Source organism: Paraglaciecola sp. QJM3NY_14, assembly GCF_056173245.1.
Window position 1 is genome coordinate 4,452,906 of the sequence record NZ_CM149664.1, and the last position, 19,689, is coordinate 4,472,594.

General features: G+C 45.8%; 16 protein-coding genes. 10 read left to right on the forward strand and 6 right to left on the reverse strand.

Features of this window, described 5'->3' with window-relative positions; genetic code table 11:
- Positions 1-8 precede the first annotated feature (8 nt).
- The 4 genes from rplI to arcB form a co-directional block, all read right to left on the reverse strand.
- Positions 9-461 (reverse strand): 50S ribosomal protein L9, encoded by a 453-nt coding sequence (gene rplI, locus AC0VYA_RS18975; RefSeq protein ID WP_011576461.1) that lies wholly within the window; start codon positions 459-461, stop codon positions 9-11.
- 26 nt (positions 462-487) lie between these two features.
- Positions 488-715 (reverse strand): 30S ribosomal protein S18, encoded by a 228-nt coding sequence (gene rpsR / locus AC0VYA_RS18980; protein ID WP_006991716.1) that lies wholly within the window; start codon positions 713-715, stop codon positions 488-490.
- A gap of 11 nt (positions 716-726) precedes the next feature.
- Complete coding sequence (gene rpsF / locus AC0VYA_RS18985) at positions 727-1,131, reverse strand: 30S ribosomal protein S6 (protein WP_191917690.1); 405 nt, start codon at positions 1,129-1,131, stop codon at positions 727-729.
- Between the two features lie 216 nt (positions 1,132-1,347).
- Positions 1,348-3,693, reverse strand: coding sequence for an aerobic respiration two-component sensor histidine kinase ArcB (arcB, locus tag AC0VYA_RS18990; RefSeq protein ID WP_475489302.1), 2,346 nt, complete (start codon positions 3,691-3,693; stop codon positions 1,348-1,350).
- A 630-nt stretch (positions 3,694-4,323) separates the two neighbouring features.
- Here arcB and gltB point away from each other — a divergent pair.
- The 3 genes from gltB (at position 4,324) to AC0VYA_RS19005 (ending at position 11,626) form a co-directional block, all read left to right on the forward strand.
- Positions 4,324-8,790, forward strand: a complete 4,467-nt coding sequence (gene gltB / locus AC0VYA_RS18995) for a glutamate synthase large subunit (protein ID WP_473476273.1) — start codon at positions 4,324-4,326, stop codon at positions 8,788-8,790.
- A gap of 19 nt (positions 8,791-8,809) precedes the next feature.
- Positions 8,810-10,225, forward strand: coding sequence for an FAD-dependent oxidoreductase (locus AC0VYA_RS19000; RefSeq protein WP_011576464.1), 1,416 nt, complete (start codon positions 8,810-8,812; stop codon positions 10,223-10,225).
- A 234-nt stretch (positions 10,226-10,459) separates the two neighbouring features.
- Complete coding sequence (locus tag AC0VYA_RS19005; RefSeq protein WP_475489303.1) at positions 10,460-11,626, forward strand: iron-containing alcohol dehydrogenase; 1,167 nt, start codon at positions 10,460-10,462, stop codon at positions 11,624-11,626.
- 168 nt (positions 11,627-11,794) lie between these two features.
- Here AC0VYA_RS19005 and AC0VYA_RS19010 read toward each other — a convergent pair whose 3' ends face one another.
- Positions 11,795-12,463, reverse strand: a complete 669-nt coding sequence (locus AC0VYA_RS19010; protein ID WP_011576466.1) for a DsbA family oxidoreductase — start codon at positions 12,461-12,463, stop codon at positions 11,795-11,797.
- Positions 12,464-12,879: 416 nt separating this feature from the next.
- Here AC0VYA_RS19010 and AC0VYA_RS19015 point away from each other — a divergent pair, with 416 nt between their 5' ends.
- The 7 genes from AC0VYA_RS19015 to AC0VYA_RS19045 all read left to right on the forward strand — a co-directional run bounded on the left by AC0VYA_RS19015 (position 12,880) and on the right by AC0VYA_RS19045 (position 17,045).
- A complete protein-coding gene (locus AC0VYA_RS19015) occupies positions 12,880-13,170 on the forward strand; it encodes a co-chaperone GroES (protein WP_006991724.1) in 291 nt (96 codons plus the stop codon).
- Between the two features lie 34 nt (positions 13,171-13,204).
- Positions 13,205-14,851, forward strand: coding sequence for a chaperonin GroEL (groL, locus tag AC0VYA_RS19020; RefSeq protein ID WP_473476282.1), 1,647 nt, complete (start codon positions 13,205-13,207; stop codon positions 14,849-14,851).
- 408 nt (positions 14,852-15,259) lie between these two features.
- Entirely contained in the window at positions 15,260-15,481 is a 222-nt protein-coding gene (locus AC0VYA_RS19025) for a hypothetical protein (RefSeq protein ID WP_475489304.1), read from the forward strand.
- Positions 15,462-15,749, forward strand: coding sequence for a type II toxin-antitoxin system ParD family antitoxin (locus AC0VYA_RS19030; RefSeq protein WP_475489305.1), 288 nt, complete (start codon positions 15,462-15,464; stop codon positions 15,747-15,749). The genes AC0VYA_RS19025 and AC0VYA_RS19030 overlap by 20 nt, the downstream gene beginning before the upstream one ends.
- Complete coding sequence (locus tag AC0VYA_RS19035; RefSeq protein WP_475489306.1) at positions 15,730-16,026, forward strand: type II toxin-antitoxin system RelE/ParE family toxin; 297 nt, start codon at positions 15,730-15,732, stop codon at positions 16,024-16,026. The genes AC0VYA_RS19030 and AC0VYA_RS19035 overlap by 20 nt, the downstream gene beginning before the upstream one ends.
- A 447-nt stretch (positions 16,027-16,473) precedes the next feature.
- Positions 16,474-16,752: a type II toxin-antitoxin system RelE/ParE family toxin gene (locus AC0VYA_RS19040; RefSeq protein WP_475489307.1), complete on the forward strand. Its 279-nt coding sequence runs from the start codon at positions 16,474-16,476 to the stop codon at positions 16,750-16,752.
- The gene (locus tag AC0VYA_RS19045; protein ID WP_140957550.1) at positions 16,752-17,045 is read left to right on the forward strand and encodes a HigA family addiction module antitoxin; all 294 of its coding nucleotides are present in this window, start codon (positions 16,752-16,754) and stop codon (positions 17,043-17,045) included. Before AC0VYA_RS19040 ends, AC0VYA_RS19045 begins: the two co-directional genes overlap by 1 nt.
- Positions 17,046-17,322: 277 nt before the next feature.
- Here AC0VYA_RS19045 and AC0VYA_RS19050 read toward each other — a convergent pair whose 3' ends face one another.
- A complete protein-coding gene (locus tag AC0VYA_RS19050) occupies positions 17,323-19,593 on the reverse strand; it encodes a winged helix-turn-helix domain-containing protein (RefSeq protein ID WP_475489308.1) in 2,271 nt (756 codons plus the stop codon).
- Positions 19,594-19,689 lie beyond the last annotated feature (96 nt).

A 19,689-nucleotide genomic window follows, 5' to 3' on the forward strand; every position in this document is an offset into this window, starting at 1 on the left:
GGCTTAAATTAAGCTTCTTGAATAATAACCAATTTGATTGTGGCCGTTACTTCTGAGTGCAACTGTAGGTCGATTTCGAACTCGCCAGTTTCACGTAAAGTACCAGTAGGCAATTTAACTTCAGATTTAGCAATCTCAACACCAGCGGCAGTAATTGCCAATGCGATGTCGCGAGTACCGACAGATCCGAACAATTTGCCTTCGTCACCAGCAGGTGAAGCGATAGTCACTTCAGCCAACTCAGCAACTTTCGCTGCACGAGCTTCTGCCGCTGCAAGCTGCTCAGCAATTTTTGCTTCAAGCTCTGCACGACGTGCTTCAAATTTTTCTACGTTTGCTTTAGTAGCAGGAACAGCTTGTCCTTGAGGGAACAAGAAGTTACGTGCATAGCCTGATTTTACAGTGACATTGTCACCCAAGCCGCCCAGGTTGGCGACTTTGTTTAGTAGTATGATTTCCATCTTGCTACCTCTTAATTTCGCTAGGGTTACTTGTGAGAATCAGTATATGGAAGCAATGCTAGGAAGCGCGCGCGCTTGATAGCAGTTGACAACTGACGCTGATATTTAGCGCTAGTTCCAGTGATACGGCTAGGTACGATTTTACCACTTTCAGTGACATAGTTTTTCAACATAGCGATGTCTTTATAATCGATCTGAACAACACCATCAGCTGAGAAACGGCAGAATTTACGACGTCTAAAAAAACGAGCCATTTTTTGTCTCCTTATTCTTGTTCGTCAGAAGCAGTAGCTGCTTCTGGTTCTGCAGACTTGTCTTCAGAAGACGGTCTTTCGTCACGCTTTTCACGACGCTCTTCTTTAGCCATTGGCGATTGCTCAGTTTCAGCATCTTTTGTACGCATAACAAGGTTACGCAATACAACGTCGTTGAAACGGAAAGCAGTCTCTAGCTCTTCAACTGCTTCAGCAGAAGCTTCAGCGTTGATAAGTACGTAGTGTGCTTTATGTAATTTGTCGATAGGGTAAGCCAATTGACGACGGCCCCAATCTTCCATGCGGTGGATTGTGCCACCATTCTGGGTAAGAATTCCGGTATAACGCTCGATCATACCAGGAACTTGTTCACTCTGGTCAGGGTGAACCATGAATACGATTTCGTAATGACGCATCATATTGCTCCTCACGGTTGTAGCCTCGACAGCACAGTCAAACTGTATGGAGACAAGGAACTAAAATTAAGGTGACTGTTTTAAGCGGCGCGAATTGTATATAAACTGGTCGAAGGGCACAAGCTATATTTATGCTTATGCCCTATAAAACGGGATGTTTAGACAAATAGAGACGATTTAAATAAAGTGACTCACCTAACTTCGCTGCTCTCTTCCTTAATCGTCTATATCTTGCTTAGTTAGCCAGTCACCAAGTTTTTTCATATCTTCTTCGGCGGCAAAGGTCAGCTCTTCAACCCAATCATGCACATTTTCCCACCATGCGGGGTGGTCGCCCTGCTGTATTTGGTTGGCAATTTTCTGCACCCTAGCCAAGCCAACAGACCCAGCTGCGCCTTTTATTTTATGGGCTTGGGAGCACACTTCATCTTTTTCACTGGCACTTAAGCTGAGCTGCAAAATATCTAAATAAACAGGCATATTCTCTTCGAACACTTTAACACTGGTGCTAACCATTTCATGGCCAATGGTATCCACTAACATTTGCAGTAAATCCAAATCCAATATTGCGTCTAACTCTTTATCAGATTCTTCATCTTTGGGTTTGTGGGACTCATACGGCTGTTCACTAAAGAGTGAATTAAAGACTTCAATGATTCGGCTCTTTTTAACCGGCTTAGCAATAACATCATCCATACCGCTATCAAGGTATTCTTGACGGCGCTTAATCACATTCGCTGTCAAAGCGACGATACTGGTTTGCTCCACCAAGCTTTCTTCATGCAACGTAGCTGCGACATCAAAGCCCGTCATGTCTGGTAGTTGAATATCAAGCAAAATCAAATCATATTGTTTATCGCGTACCATTTTAATCGCTTCGCCACCTGTCATCGCCACATCGACATGCTGATCAAGTTTTTCTAAAAGCGCTTTTGCAACCATTACATTGAGCTCTATATCCTCTACCAACAAGATATTCAGGCCACGTACTTGCAACTCTTCCACTTGCATCGGACGATTACTAATGGGCAAGGGTAACTCCACCGAGAAGCACGTACCTTTACCTATTTCACTGCTGACTTTAATTTCACCGTTCATCAGCGAGACCATTTGCTGACAGATAGCCAAACCTATCCCTGTGCCCGTGGCACTTTGATGCTCAGGCAAGTTCACTTGGTAATACATGGCGAATATTTTATCGAGCTCAGTTTGCGGAATACCCACGCCGGTATCGCCCACACGGAATGTCACATGGCTGATACCATCGCCTGAGGTTTGCGCTTCCACACTCAGGCTGACCTTGCCTTTTTGCGTGAACTTGACCGCATTGAACAGTAAGTTCCACAGAATTTGACGTAACCGGGTGCCATCAACTTCGACAAAATCAGGAAGCGGCTCTCTTATCTCGGTATCAAAAGCAAGGCCTTTATCTGCCGCAAGTAACTTAATAATGCTGCTTAATTCTTCTGTAAAATCTTTGATAGATACGGTTTTTAAAGACAGCTCAAGCTTGTCACGTCCCATGCGGTCAATATCAATAATGTCGTTGAAAATGTTACCTAACGTAATACCGCTGGCATAAATCGTACTGACCCAAGCAAATTGTTCTTTATCCAGTTTGGTGTCACGCAGCATGCGACTTAAACCGACGATGCCATTTAACGGCGTACGCAATTCATGACTGATCGTGGCGATAAATTTAGTTTTATCTTTACTCGCCTTAGCCACAATATTCTCAGCTTGTTTACGCTCAGTAATATCACGTCCAAACGCTAATAATCCCAAGCGTTTATTGTCTTTGTCATAAAAAGGTACCTTGCGCATTTCAAAATACCCACGGCGACCATCGGCGAAGCGCAGCCAAATCTCTTCGGTAATACTGACATCGTTCTCTAAGACTTCTTGGTCACTCGCCGCCACTTGGCGAGCCAACTCTTCTTCCCACACCTCGTGCGGCGTTAAACCAATTAATTCAGCTTCAGTTAGTCCGGTCATTTGCTCGGCGACGCGGTTGCAACCGGCAAATTGTCCTTCTTCATTGCGGTAGTAAATTAAATCAGGCGAGGCATCGATAATGGAACGTAATAACGTCGATAAACGCAGAGCCTGTTCTTCTTTTTCAGCCCTGTCTTTAATTTCATTCTCTAGTTCTACAAATACATTTTCACGTTCTTCTTGCGCATTTTTACGTTGCTCAATTTCGTAATTTAGCTGTTTAATATTGTTTTGTAGCTCTCGGCTAAGCAAAATATCTTCTTCGCGAAGCCGTTCAAGTTGTGTCACAGCGTCCGATAGGTGCTCTCTGGAGCGCTCAAGCTGCTTAACCAACTCACTGAAGAAAAATAACACCCATGGCGCACTGACTATGGTCAGAATAATCGCACTCATAAAGTCTTCGAGCTTTACATCACCAATGATGTAAATGCGCAAAAAGTACGTACCGGTCATGGTAAACACTAGGGTCAGAATAACGAACAGTACGCTGACACGCAGGGTGCCAAAACGGTTGATAAACTGGGCGAATCGAAGGGCCCAAGGTTCTACTGATTCTTCTCGCTGCATGTATCGCTCTCAAATCTGAATGTAAGGCTGTAAGCGCGACATGCTAGCAAGTTCGACCACAGGGTCAACTGATAATCGTTGGTGGCCGATGGCAATCCATGTAGGCTTATTCTGTGTGTAAATGAGATATCTCACCGCTGTTGGCAGGTTCTAGCAGTGTTCCCACATCGATACGCGTACTTTTTATGCAGTTTTTTTGGATAATTATTCTCATAGCAATGGAGAACTGGGTGTTTGCGGAGGCTTAAATTAACTATTTATTAACACTTTACAGCAAACACTACCTTTATTTCATAGGATATAACCAAGTAAATGGAATAGGCTTAACCTACTGTTTAACATGAAGTTAATAAGTAACACCCAACTTAATGTAAGGATTTTTCAAGCAAGTTCGCACTTCTCAATTGATTTATATATTTTAACTCGGTATTTTGTACGGCCTGCTTAGTATAAATATTCGATACTCGACTGGTATCCCCAATAATAAAAACGACAAGAATACATAGCGTGACATGGCGCAATTAGGCCACTTTTTTTGTGTGCCAAAGTTTACCCGTGAGCGCTATAGAAAAATACAGCAGCAACCTAAAACACAACCCTGACCAGTCGTCGGTTGAAGGAGTTACGTCAATGAGTTTATATAATCCTAATGATTCCAAAGACAACTGTGGATTTGGTCTAATCGCCCATACCCAAGGCGAAGCCAGCCACAAGCTTGTCATCACTGCAATTGAAGGATTGGATCGCATGCAGCACCGTGGTGGTATCGCCGCCGACGGTAAGACCGGGGATGGTTGCGGCTTGCTACTTCAAAAACCGGATGCGTTCTTTAAAGAAATAGCCGCTGAAAACGGTTGGAAATTAAGTAAAAAATACGGTGTAGGGGTTATTTTCCTCAATCAGGACGACACCTTAGCGGCCCGTGGCCGTGAAATTTTGAACGAAGAGCTAGAACGCGAAACATTGAGCGTTGCTGGCTGGCGTGTGGTCCCGACAGATCACTCTGTACTAGGTGATTTAGCCGCTTCAGGTGTTCCACAAATTGAGCACGTTTTTGTTAATGCGCCTTCTGGATGGCGCAAACGAGACTTAGAACGCCGCTTATTTATGGCACGTCGACGCGCTGAAAAGCGCATGAGCGAAGACAGCGAATTTTACATCGCTTGCTTATCCACGCTTGTGACTGTGTATAAAGGCCTTGTTATGCCGAAAGATTTGCCAAAGTTCTATTTAGACTTGGCAGATGAGCGCATGCAATCGGCGATTTGTGTATTCCACCAACGCTTCTCCACTAATACTTTGCCTAAGTGGCCATTGGCACAGCCTTTCCGCTTCTTAGCTCATAATGGTGAAATTAACACTATTCGTGGTAACCGTGATTGGGCGCAAGCCCGAAGCAGCAAATTCGTTACCCCCTTGTTGCCTGATTTAGCCGATGCAGCCCCCTTTGTGAATACTGAAGGCTCAGATTCGTCTTCATTAGATAACATGCTTGAGCTGTTCCTCGCTGGCGGTATGGATTTATTCCGCGCTATGCGCTTACTTGTGCCACCTGCATATCAAAACAACAGCACCATGGACGACGAGTTACGCGCGTTTTACGAGTTTAACTCCATGCACATGGAGCCATGGGACGGCCCCGCCGGTATCGTGTTGACCAATGGTCGTCACGTTGCCTGTAACTTGGACCGTAACGGTCTGCGTCCTGCACGTTATGTCATCACCAAAGATGGTTTAATCACACTTGCCTCTGAAATTGGTATATGGGATTACAAACCTGAAGACGTGGTCGAGAAAGGCCGTGTAGGCCCAGGTGAAATGCTGGCGGTTGATACCTACAACGGCAAAATTTGGCGTTCTAACGAAATTGATGAAGAGCTCAAAAGCCGCCATCCTTATCGCGAATGGATCGACGAAAACATTCGTCGCTTAACGCCTGTGGAGCAATGCGATGCGTCATTGATTGGTCAACGTGTGTTTGACGACAACATGATGGCCACGTACCACAAGCTGTTCGCCTACAGCTACGAAGAGCTTCAGCAAATTGTTAAAGTGCTTGCGAAAGATGGTCAAGAAGCGGTGGGGTCAATGGGTGATGACACCCCAATGGCCGTGCTTTCGTCAAAACAGCGCACCATTTACGATTATTTCCGTCAGCAATTTGCCCAGGTCACTAACCCGCCTATCGATCCATTACGTGAAAATCACGTTATGTCGTTAGCCACGTGTATTGGCCGTGAACAAAACGTCTTTAGTGAAACCTCAGGTTACGCTCATCGTGTATTGTTTGACTCACCCGTATTAATTTATACCGATTTAAAGCAACTGCGCGAATACAATGCTGAGCATTATTATTCTGAAGTGGTTGACCTAAACTACAAGCCAGAAGAAGGTCTGAAAAAAGCCATCTCTCGAATTTGTAATGAAGTCGAATATTTGGTCAAAACTAAACGTGCTGCGTTTGTTATCTTGTCTGATCGCAATGTTAAAGCGAACCGCTTAACCATCCCTGCAGCCATGGCTGTTGGTGCGGTGCAACGTCGCTTAATCGACAAATCACTTCGTTGTGACGCCAACATAGTCGTTGAAACCGCATCGGCTCGTGACCCACACCACTTTGCCGTATTACTAGGTTTAGGTGCTACTGCGATTTATCCGTTCTTAGCGTATGAATCTATCGAGCAAATGGCAGATAAAGGTGAACTTGGCGTCAGCGCTATGCAAGGCGTGTTGAACTACCGTAAAGGCATCAATAAAGGTCTGTACAAGATCATGTCTAAAATGGGGATCAGCACCATTGCCAGCTACCGTAGCTCAAAGTTATTCGAAGCCATTGGTATCAATGCTGACGTTACCAAGATGTGCTTCCAAGGCGTACCAAGTCGTTTACAAGGCGCTGGTTTTGAAGACTTCGAACAAGACCAAATTAACTTAAGCCGTGTGGCGTGGTTAAAACGCAAGCCTGTCGATCACGGTGGTTTATTAAAATACGTGCATGGCGGTGAGTATCACGCTTACAACCCAGACGTTGTCACCAGCTTACAAAAAGCGGTTGTCAGTGGTAAGTACGACGATTATCGCGTGTTTAGTACACTGGTGAATGAACGCTCCCCCAGTCACTTCCGTGATTTGCTTGCCCTTAAAGCGCAAAGTCCAGCAATTGATATTAGCGAAGTTGAACCGGCTGAAAACTTATTCAAGCGTTTCGATACCGCTGCTATGTCTATCGGTGCACTGAGCCCTGAGGCTCACGAAGCCTTGGCGATTGCGATGAACCGCTTAGGTGGCAAATCAAACTCAGGTGAGGGCGGTGAAGATCCAGCGCGTTTCAACACTGAGAAAAACTCCAAAATCAAGCAAGTTGCATCCGGTCGCTTTGGGGTCACACCGCATTACTTAGTCAATGCTGAAGTGATTCAAATCAAAGTCGCCCAAGGTGCTAAGCCAGGTGAAGGTGGTCAGTTACCGGGTGACAAGGTCAACAGCTACATCGCTGAGCTACGCTTTGCCGTGCCAGGCGTGACGCTTATTTCACCGCCGCCTCATCACGATATTTACTCTATCGAAGATTTAGCTCAGTTAATTTTTGACTTGAAACAAGTTAACCCGACTGCGCAAATTTCAGTGAAATTAGTATCTGAGCCGGGCGTGGGAACCATCGCAACCGGTGTTGCTAAAGCCTATGCCGATTTGATTACCATTTCAGGTTATGACGGCGGCACAGGTGCAAGCCCACTGACGTCTGTTAAGTATGCTGGTAGTCCGTTTGAGCTTGGCCTTGCTGAAACCCAACAAGCGCTGGTTGAAAACGGTTTACGCCATAAAGTACGCGTACAAACTGACGGCGGCCTTAAAACCGGTCTAGATGTAATAAAAGGCGCCATCTTGGGGGCTGAAAGCTTCGGCTTTGGTACCGGCCCAATGGTGGCGTTAGGGTGTAAATACCTAAGAATTTGCCACCTGAACAACTGTGCGACAGGCGTAGCAACTCAAGACGAAAAACTACGGGAAAACTACTTCATTGGTTTACCCGAAATGGTAATGAACTACTTCAAGTTTATTGCCGAAGAAGTGCGTGAAATCATGGCATCTATTGGTGTAACCAAGCTTGATGACTTGATTGGGCGTACGGAATTGCTTGAAATACTGCCTGGTGTAACCGCCAAGCAAAGCCATTTGGACTTAAGCCCTATTTTGGCTAAGCCAAAAGCGGGTACGCATACCAAGTTGTTCTGTTCAGAAATTGCCAATAACCCTCTGGATAAAGGCGACTTGAACGTACAAATTTTAAATGACGCTCAAGGTGCAGTCGCTTCATTGCGCGGTGCATCGTTAAAGTACAACGTTCGCAACACTGACCGTTCAGTGGGTGCCATGCTCTCTGGTGCTATTGCTAAAGTACATGGCAACCAAGGCATGCACGACGCGCCTATTCACATTCAGCTTACCGGTACAGTCGGTCAAAGCTTTGGTGTATGGAACGCGGGTGGCCTTGAAATGCATCTAGTGGGCGATGCCAACGATTATGTAGGCAAAGGCATGACAGGCGGTAAATTGGTTATCAGTAACCCAACCAACATCAGCTTTGACCCACATGTGAGCGCGATAATGGGTAACACTTGTTTGTACGGTGCAACAGGCGGCAAATTGTTCGCTGCGGGACGTGCAGGTGAGCGCTTCGGTGTCCGTAACTCAGGTGCTGTCGCGGTTGTAGAAGGTACAGGCGACAACGCGTGTGAATACATGACAGGCGGTATTGTTGCGGTCCTTGGCGCCGTTGGCGTGAACTTTGGTGCCGGTATGACAGGTGGTTTTGCCTACATTCTGGATGAATTAGACGATATTGAACATCGTATCAACCCTGAACTAGTGGAGATTATGGGCATTGAAGACAAGGTTATTTTGTCTGAGCACTTGCGTGGCCTCATCAATCAACACTACGAAGAAACAGGCAGCGAGTACGCCATGGGCTTACTCAACAACTTCAATGAAGTGTTGTCTAAATTCCGCTTAATTAAGCCTAAGACCAGTAATGTGAAAAATCTGTTGGGGCACATTAGTCGCTCATCATCAGAACTTAGCATTCAGGCCCAATAAGTAGCAGGACGAGAATCATATGTCTAAAAACGTATACCAATTTGTTGACGTAGAACGTATCGACCCGCCGAAAAAGCCGATCGTTGTTCGTAAAGCAGAATTCGCTGAAATCTATCAGCCTTTGACCCAATCGCAAACAGAGGGTCAAGCTGACCGCTGTTTAGATTGCGGTAACCCGTATTGTGAATGGAAATGCCCAGTGCATAACTTTATCCCTCAGTGGCTTGAATTAGCCAACCAAGGGAAAATTTTAGAAGCGGCTGAGCTTTCTCACAAAACCAACAGTTTGCCTGAAGTCTGTGGCCGTGTTTGTCCACAAGACCGTTTATGTGAAGGCGCGTGTACCTTAAACGATGACTTTGGTGCCGTCACCATTGGCAGTATTGAAAAATACATTACTGATACCGCCTTTCAGATGGGCTGGCGTCCTGACATGTCAGGTGTTGTAGCCACCAACAAGAAAGTCGCCATTGTCGGTGCAGGGCCTGCTGGCCTTGCCTGTGCGGATATTCTAGTACGTAATGGCGTCAAACCCGTTGTGTATGACAAATACCCAGAAATCGGCGGCTTGCTGACCTTTGGTATTCCGGCCTTTAAGCTTGAGAAAGACGTGATCACCCGTCGTCGTGAAATTTTCACTGAAATGGGCGTCGAGTTTGTACTCAATACTGAAATCGGCAAAGACATCGACTTTCAAACCTTGCTTGATGAATACGATTCCGTGTTCTTAGGCATGGGGACGTACAAGCCAATGCAAGGTGGTTTTGCGAATGAAGGCGCACCGGGTGTTTACGAAGCCCTGCCCTTCTTGATTGCCAACATTAACCGTCACCTTAAGTTTGAAAAATCAGCGGATGAATTCGTTGATATGAAAGGCAAAAAGGTCGTGGTGTTAGGCGGTGGTGATACCACCATGGATTGCGTACGTACATCCATTCGCCAAGGTGCCACAGATGTTATCTGTGCCTATCGTCGTGATGAAGACAGCATGCCTGGTTCACGCCGTGAAGTAGTTAACGCCAAAGAAGAAGGCGTTGAATTCACCTTTAACGTACAACCTCTGGATATCGAACTAGATGCCAATGGTAATGCGTGTGGCGTACGCTGCGTGAAAACCGAAATGGGCGAGCCGGATGCAGAAGGCCGTCGTCGTCCTGTTGTCATCGAAGGCTCAGAACATGTCATTGAAGCTGACGCAGTCATTATCGCGTTTGGGTTTCAGCCTAGCCCTGCGGGCTGGTTTGGTGACTACGGTATTATCCTGGATGAAAAGGGTCGTGTACGCGCTCCTGCTAAAGGAAAGTATGCATTTCAAACGTCTAATCCTAAGATATTCTCTGGTGGCGATATGGTGCGAGGCTCTGATCTAGTCGTTACTGCTATTTTCGAAGGCCGCGAAGCCGCAGAAGGTATGCTCGACTACATGGGCGTGTAAGCACCCCCAAGTCTACTGACATATCACACTGAATAAAAAGGAGCTTAGGCTCCTTTTTTTGTCGCTCTTTTTCGTCATTTGGGCACAGTGCGATGCCCTATCCACTTTGCCACTTATCAGTAAAACTCACACTTAGTCCATTAGCCTAAAAAATACCCAATACAATATTTGTATATGGCGCTACTGATGATCATGGGTTAGCGTAAACACATGACTTATTGAGGTATTAGCGCTATGACGACCACGATTACTCTACCCAACATCATGCAAATTGGCGCAGGCGCCATTAACGCTCTACCCGCGACCCTTGAAAGCCTTGGCTGCCAATACCCGTGCATCATCACCGACGCCACTATGGTCACCCTTGGCTATATCGATAAGATCACTACCTTACTAAAAGCGCAAAACATAGATTACGGCCTATTTAGCGAGACCATGGCTGAGCCAAGTGAAGATTCCATCCTGCCTGCAGTCCATTTGGTTCGTCAGGGAAGGTACGATTGCTTGCTAGCATTAGGGGGCGGCAGCGCCATTGATACTGCCAAAGCGATTGCATTATTAGCGACCCACGGCGGCACCATGCGCGATTACAAAATGCCCCGCACGGTTCATATGCGTAGCATGCCAGTGATTGCTATTCCTACCACCGCAGGCACCGGCTCAGAAGCGACCCAAGCCACCATAATTACCGATGCCAGCACAGACGAGAAAATGCTATGCATGGGGCCAGGCTTGATGCCCATGGCTGCCATAGTGGATTACGAACTCACCCTGAGCTTGCCCATGCGCATCGCTGCTGATACAGGCATTGATGCCCTCACCCATGCAATAGAAGCGTACGTGAGTCGCAAAGCGAATCTGTTTAGCGATCAGCAGGCCATCGCCGCCATGAAACTCATTGGGCAGAATTTACTGCGCACCTGCCAAGACCCGACAGATTTGCAAGCCCGGGAAGCCGTTATGCTCGGGGCTACCCTTGCTGGTGTCGCCTTTTCAAACGCCTCTGTTGCCTTAGTGCATGGTATGAGCCGCCCATTGGGGGTGCATTTTCATGTCCCCCATGGGCTAAGTAACGCCATGTTGCTGCCCACCGTCACGGAATACTCCATCAGCAGCGCCCCTACACGCTATGCCCAGTGCGCACTGTATATGGGATTGGTGAATGACTTTGCAGATGAAAACCAAGCGCACCAAGCACTGCTTAGCCAACTCAGGCTTATTAATACGACATTGAAGGTTCCAACGTTAGCAGAGTTTGGCGTACAAAAAGATATGTTCAATAACACCTTGGCGTTAATGGCTGAACAAGCCCTTGCCTCGGGCTCGCCGAACAACAACCCACGCTTGGCAAGTAAAGATGAAATCATCGCGCTGTATAAAACCGCTTGGGATAGTAAATAGGCAGCTGCGGCAACCTTGATCGTTACCTTAGTCGATACCTTTGTCGTTATCGTTAGAAAAGCACTCAACAAAAAAGGAGCCTAGGCTCCTTTTTCTTTATTGCTGATTTATCAAATACTTACTTATCTATTAACGACGTATCGACACAGCAATCTCGAATGGCGGGATTTAAGCGCTCACATTCTCGGCTTCCACTTCTTGGGCAATCTGCGTTAATGCTTGCTCAAACACGGAAGCAGGCTGACCGCCACTGATCAAATGTTTGTTGTTCACGATAACCGCAGGAACTGAACTAATCCCGTTAGATTGGTATAAGTGCTGAGCTTCGCGCACCTCTTGGGTGTACTTACCCGAGGTCAATACTTCTTGGGCAGCGGCTTTATCAAGCCCAACTCGCTCAACCACAGCGAGCAATTGCTCGTGGTTACTTGGGTCACCACTTTCTTTGAAGTACAAATCGAACAAGGCCAACTTAAGCTCTGTTTGTTTGCCTGCCTCTTCTGCCCAGTGCAACAACCTGTGCGCATCGAAAGTATTGTAAATACGACCACCGCCTCGATTACCAAACTCGTAACCCACATCTAGGCCGCGCTGCTTAATCATTTCGCGGTTCTGCTCACTTTGTTCAACACTGATGCCGTATTTCTCGGTGATATGCTCAACAATTTCTTGGCCCTCTGGGGGCATGTTCGGATTCAATTCGAACGGCTGCCAAGTGATATCCGCTGCAACTTTACCGTCAAGTTTGCCTAGTGCTTCATCCAAGGCTTTATAACCTATGATGCACCATGGGCACGACACGTCAGAAACGATATCTATTTTAAGGGGGGTAGCCATAATTTAACTCCTAATTGCTCAGCAAAACACAGTAGCGTGTTGCCGTTTAATAACCATTAGATTGGTCTTGCTTTGCTGATATTCAAGCGCAACAACCAAAAACACATCCTTAAAGCCAGTCAATCATTCGGTCGCATTCACAAAGATAAAGGCATGTAGGCGCAAGCATCAGCCCATCAAAATGCCGATGAATCTTAGCGGGCTAAGTAGCAAGACCGTGGTAAATGAAAAAAAAATGCACTTTTCGTAAAAAAACACGAAATTTTTGACGATTTAACTTGAGATAATTTCCCCTAACCCCATTTATGACCGCAGAACAAATTTCTGAGTAAGGTGAAAACCATGCTCATTTTAACCGTCCGAGTAATCGGCAACTTAAACCTTTATTAACATTGGAATTTTCAGGAGATTTGAAAATGGCAATTCGTCCTTTAAACGATCGCGTTATCGTTAAGCGTCACGAACAAGAAAGCAAATCTGCCGGCGGCATCGTATTAACGGGCTCAGCAGCAGAAAAATCAACTCGCGGTGAAGTTATCGCTGTCGGCAATGGTCGCACACTTGATAACGGCGAAGTGAAAGCTGTTGACGTTAAAATCGGCGACATCGTTATTTTTAATGACGGTTACGGCGTGAAAACAGAGAAGCTAGACGGCGAAGAAGTATTGATCCTTAGCGAAAACGACATCCTAGCAGTAGTCGAATAATCAACCGTTAACCAAATTTAGAGGAATTAATATCATGGCAGCAAAAGAAGTACGTTTTTCTGATGACGCTCGCGTAAAAATGCTAGCAGGCGTTAACATTCTAGCTAACGCAGTAAAAGTTACCCTAGGTCCTAAAGGCCGTAACGTAGTGTTAGACAAGTCATTCGGCGCACCTACCATCACTAAAGATGGTGTATCAGTAGCCAAAGAAATCGAATTAGAAGATAAATTCGAAAACATGGGCGCACAAATGGTGAAAGAAGTTGCTTCTAAAGCCAATGACGAAGCTGGTGACGGAACAACTACCGCAACCGTACTTGCACAGTCTATCGTGACTGAAGGCCTAAAAGCCGTTGCAGCAGGTATGAACCCAATGGATCTTAAGCGCGGTATCGACAAAGCCGTTATTGCTGCGGTTGAACAGCTTAAAACCCTTTCAGTTCCATGTGCAGACAGCAAAGCGATTGCCCAAGTAGGTACTATCTCTGCTAACTCTGACACTGAAGTAGGCGACCTTATCGCTGAAGCAATGGACAAAGTAGGCAAAGAAGGCGTTATCACAGTTGAAGAAGGCCAGTCTCTACAAAACGAACTAGAAGTGGTAGAAGGTATGCAGTTCGACCGTGGTTACCTATCTCCATACTTCATGAACAACCAAGAAAACGGTACTGTAGAACTAGACAGCCCGTTCATCCTATTGGTTGACAAAAAAGTATCTAACATCCGTGAATTACTACCGACTCTTGAAGCAGTAGCAAAAGCCTCTAAGCCTTTGTTAATCATCGCTGAAGACGTTGAAGGTGAAGCACTTGCTACGCTAGTTGTGAACAACATGCGCGGTATCGTTAAAGTGGCTGCTGTTAAAGCACCAGGTTTCGGTGACCGTCGTAAAGCCATGCTTCAAGATCTTGCCACCTTAACAGGCGGTACTGTGATTTCTGAAGAAATCGGTCTAGAGCTTGAAAAAGTGACCCTAGAGGATTTAGGCACAGCTAAGCGTGTTGTTATCAACAAAGACAACACCACAGTGGTTGACGGTGCTGGCGAAGAAGAAGCGATCCAAGGCCGTGTTGCTCAAATACGCGCTCAAATCGAAGAATCAAGCTCAGACTACGACAAAGAGAAGCTTCAAGAACGTCTAGCTAAACTAGCTGGCGGTGTTGCGGTTATCAAAGTTGGCGCAGCCACTGAAGTTGAAATGAAAGAGAAGAAAGACCGCGTTGAAGATGCACTACACGCAACTCGCGCAGCGGTTGAAGAAGGCGTAGTTGCCGGTGGTGGTGTTGCACTAGTACGTGCCGCGTCTAAAATTGTTGACCTTCAAGGCGACAACGAAGACCAAACACACGGCATTAAATTGCTACTTCGCGCAATGGAATCGCCAATGCGTCAAATCGCCGCTAACGCCGGTGCAGAAGCATCAGTCGTCACAAACGCTGTTAAAAATGGCGCTGACAACTACGGTTACAACGCTGGTAACGACACATACGGCGATATGCTAGAGATGGGTATCCTTGACCCAACTAAAGTAACGCGTTCTGCACTACAGTTCGCAGCATCAATCGCAAGCTTGATGATCACAACTGAAGCGATGATCGCCGAAGCACCGAAAGATGATGCACCTGCAATGCCTGATATGGGCGGCATGGGTGGTATGGGTGGAATGGGCGGCATGATGTAAATCGTGTTTCTCAAAGCTCCGCTTTGAAATCTTAGAAAACCCGCTTCGGCGGGTTTTTTATTGTCTTTGATTTATGCGCGTTGCTTACTTATGGCTTTCAGCCACTTTATGCACTACGTGCACTTTATGTGCTGCGCACACTATGCGCAAAGCGCACCTTATGGGCTTCGCCCACGTCATCCATGACGTATTTTCAAACCGCGTCCCTCGGCTCGCCTCACTTCTTTCCAACAGCCGAAAGAAGTAAGCAAGAAAGGCCGCACTCCAACCAATTTGTTGATCCATATTTTGAATCGACTTTCATGTCAGAGCGGCGAAAGGAAACATCCATGTAAAGCACTTCGCCTTGTCCAGACGTCCATGTCTGGACATCTGACAAGCCGAAAAAAAATATGGAAAATTGGAGTCGTGAAAAAGCCAAAGCATGCGCTTCGCTTAGAAGACCCAACATTAGCCTGCGATGCTCGGGAAAAGTTGAGACGAGATAAAGACAACAGCAGCGACTTCGTTGCCAAAGAATACATATTTACTAGCCGCTTTATTCTACGAAAACTTGAATCAGGTGCATATCGTAAGCATAATATGAGCATCAATGATTGGAGTGTTAGTGATGAATATTACGTTAGGTAAAGAGTTTGAAAGAAGGATCACAGAGAAAGTATCTGATGGTCTGTATACCTCCGCAAGTGAAGTGATCCGTGATGGTCTGAGGCTGTTATTTGAAAAAGACGTTGCTAAAGACCAGCAACTGAAAATATTACGCGAAGAAGTCGCTAAGGGCTTCGAGCAGCTAGCTGCTGGCGAATCATCAAATAGCAGTGTAATGGATATATTTGAACAAGCTTCTCACTCGGTAGCTAGTAAGTCAGCGAACAATAATGACAACGCCGAGCTATAAACTATCCCCTCTAGCCGAAAATGATCTATTTAAAATAATATCAACAACGATTGAGGCTTGGGGAAGTCTGCAGGCAAAGATGTATGCCCAAACCATTGAATCCGCATTAACGAAACTAGCTCAATATCCAGATTTTGGTCGAGAAAGAGATGATGTTTATCATGGAGCAAAAAGCTTTCCTGTAGAAAAGCATATTGTGTTCTATCAAGTAAGTGATGAAGGCATTAATGTGGCGCGTATTCTTCATCAACGCATGGATCCATCCAAACATTTCTAATTGTCCACGTTCTGCACTAGGTGCACCTTATGCGCTTCGCTTATTTATCGCTTTCAGCCACTTTATGGGCTTCGCCCACGTCATCCATGACGTATTTTCAAACCGCGTCCCGCGGCTTGAGGAAACATCTCGGCAATTGATCCCTGCATTGCTCTACCTTTCTGCATCCATGCAGATCGCCTGTAAACCAACACGCCTTGTCCAGACATCCCTGTCTGGCCGTCTGACAAGTCACTATCGTCATCGGGAAAGTATGAGTCGCGAGAAGGGTAAAAGCGGCGTCAACGTCGCCAAAGTATGTGCAGCGCTTATCATTTAGATAATTAGATTGAGGCAGTTTAAACGCCTCCGCCTGAAAGAATGAATAACAATTCAAAATAACGCAGGTTGTCGCTGTAATACCGCCACAAAGTTGAAGCGTGTTGCGCAATGCGCTACACTTGAGCCATGATTAAGTCATTTAAACATAAAGGTCTGAAGTTATTTTTCGAGAAAGGGAAAACATCAGGCATTCAAGCAAAGCACGCGAAGAAGCTTCGTATGCAGTTAGCTGCTATCCATACCGCACAAGACATAGATGACGTTAATCTTCCTAGCTTTTCACTTCACCAACTGAAAGGGGAAAGGGCCAACATTTGGTCTATATCAGTTAACGGTAATTGGAGAGTGACGTTCGAGTTCAAGGACGGTAATGCTTACATCTTAAATTACGAGGATTATCACTAATGAATATGCATAACCCACCCCATCCTGGTGAGTTTATTGAATCCATCTATATGGAGCCACATGGCATCAGTTGCAGAACACTTGCTACCCATCTTGGCGTTGCAGCTTCGACGCTTAATCGTGTGGTAAAGGGTAAAAGTGCAGTATCGCCTGAAATGGCACTGCGACTATCTAAGGTACTAGGTCGAAGCCCTGAGAGTTGGCTTAGCATGCAAGATAACTATGAGCTTTGGCAAGCTAAGCAGAACATCAATCTAGATAACGTTCAGCCCATAGACCTGCATGCCGCTTAACAATCGCATTGTCTGGCTCCGAGACTAATTACACTAAAAAATTACATGGACACCAAAAAATCACATGGACACCCATGATAAAAATGCTTACCACCAAGCCTTTGGTGATGGTGTGCTGAAGCTTAAGGGGGTCGTAAACGCGGCGAGTTTTAAGCTGCGCAGGTTTAATCGCTTGATCGGTATTTGTATAAGCTGCTAGATGCAAAAGAAGCCCTCCAATTCGGAGGGTTTATTGTTTATAGGTGAAATTCTGCTAGTTAATGACGGACCCAGCCACCTACTCTATTGATAGCTCTACCACGTCTTTTCTTGCTGCCACTCTAAGTGTTATTAGTATGGCGTTGTCGTTTATATCGGTAATGTAATCCACCGTATCGGGTAATTGGCCAAGTACCTCGAACGAGGCGGTTTCGAGCATGTACTTCCACAGCTGATATTGGTCATTTATGCCGTAAATAACGTCATTTTTTACGATGAAGTGTTGATGGCTGCCTTGTGTTGCCAGTTCGGGTATAAGTGTGTTTTCAATTGCGCCGGATAGCCAAAACCTATCTGCATTGTCTTTATAAATCAGTTCGCCACGATCGGTTTTTGCAGCCCACGTGACTTCGTGATTGGTTAAAATACTAAAGTCACTGTTGCTGAGATTCAGCTCTACCAAAGTACTGACTCCGCGATAGAGAATATTGGCGATAATCGTTTTACTCACGCTGTCCCAGTGGAATAAGCTTTTCACTGGGTAACTCAGTGAAATGCTTTCTTCTGCGCCGTTTAAATAAAGGCGTGTTAGTTGGGATGACGCATTCACAAGTAAGCTTTGGCCATCTGCGTCCCACAGTATGTTTCGCACATAGGTATTGGTAGGAAATTGGCTACGCTGTTTTGTGTAATGGCTGTCTGCTGCATTGTGTGCGGCATTGTGGGGAAAGTCGTTGTGTGAAGCGGTGCTGGCTAAACCTTTCTGGCGTGAAGCAGCACTGCCCTGCGCTAAGTTGGTTGTCCATACCTGTGATGTGCCATCCCCCTCAGAGTAGTAGGCAATAAGGTTTCCATTGGGTTGGTACCTTGCTCGGTCTTCTTCCTGCATAGAGCGCACGACTGTTTCATACTCAACAGTGGCACCTAAAGTGTCAGTCTGTTGCATATGAGAGTAAGAGAATTGTGATAACGGGACAGAGACGATGTCGCTGTCATAATGCCCCTTAATGGCTAACATCTTTTTACCGTTGGGGTGAAATAGGGGCGTACCTATAGCATCGGTAAGTGGCATACTTATGGCGCTAATATCACCGTCAAACGATACCGTGAACAGTTGCTTGCCAGTGCTAAATATTAGGTGCCCCTCTATCGGGGAAAAGTTCGGGTAAATAGTGCCATATTGCGGGATCTCGCCGCGAAAATTAATCGGGTTACTAGAGAGCAGAGCTCCTTCTGGCGTCAGTTTTTCGATATAGAGTTTACCGCTTTCGTGCACGGAGGTAAGCGCAATGACGTTATGTTTTTTTGAGAAGTCGTAAGACACCACGCTGCCATTATTCACCTCATACAGTAATGCGCTTTTGTCTGCTTTCACAGAATAGCGAATTAACTTCCAGCGCCCCTGCTCCTTTTGCAAAAGCGCAATATCATTTGCACTCAACCATGTTGGGCTTTTAATGTCAGTGTGCTTACATTCCATTAAAGTAGTCGGTGTTTGTGGCGATAGCAATGCTTGCTCAAAATCTAGCTGTTGTAATAGAAAGCACTTTTTCTGCAAGGCGGGCGCTGAACAGTTGTTCTGCTTTACAAAAGTGAGTGAAGTGCCATCTTCAGAAAAAGCGAGATTACCATACGAGCCTAAATCACGAGTCAGTTGGAACTCTTGTTGAGTCTCGATGTTTTTTGCCCATAAATGGCTTGTGCACATCACCTCGGGAAAGCGCTGAAATACGATGAATTTCCCATCGGGTGAATACGTACTGGCCAGCTCTCTGTTATCGGTTGATGTAAGCAATCGAATATCGTTAATGAGCAGTGGGCTAGCAGGCGAAAGATTATGTACGGAGGAAGGCCATAGAGTACTGGTGATACTAATCACTAGCGCAAACACAAGCACAGTAAATAAGCTTAATACGAAGATGTGCTTGGCGCTAAACCCTGCTTTTACGACTTTATTGGTGCCGGGCTTCGCGTGGTGATTAGGAGGGCTTTTATCCAATGCCACATTATCAATAACATTCCCTTTTTGAAGATCTTCCCAGCGAATAGCAGCCTCTAAACTGTAGCCCTTTTTAGCATGGGTTTTAATCAGGCCTTGTGCCTTGCCATCATCGCCGAAGGCTTTTCTTAGCTGCGCAATACAACGCTGTAGAGAATTGGGCGAGACGACTGTGTCTTTCCATACCTGATTCAGTAAATCTTCTTGGCTTACCACATCGCCTTGATGCTTAGCGAGGTAGGTTAAAACGGCGAGGGCTTTAGGTGGCAGTGTTTGGGTATGTTCGTTGTGCGTTATTTGGTTTCTTGGCAAGTTAACAAAGAAGTCACCAATCCAATATTGTTCGGTCATATACCCTCTAACCCGTAAATAAACATGAAACAGGCATGCAAAAGCCTGATTAATTTTTATTACCGTACCACTATAAATCATTGATCAGAATAAGGT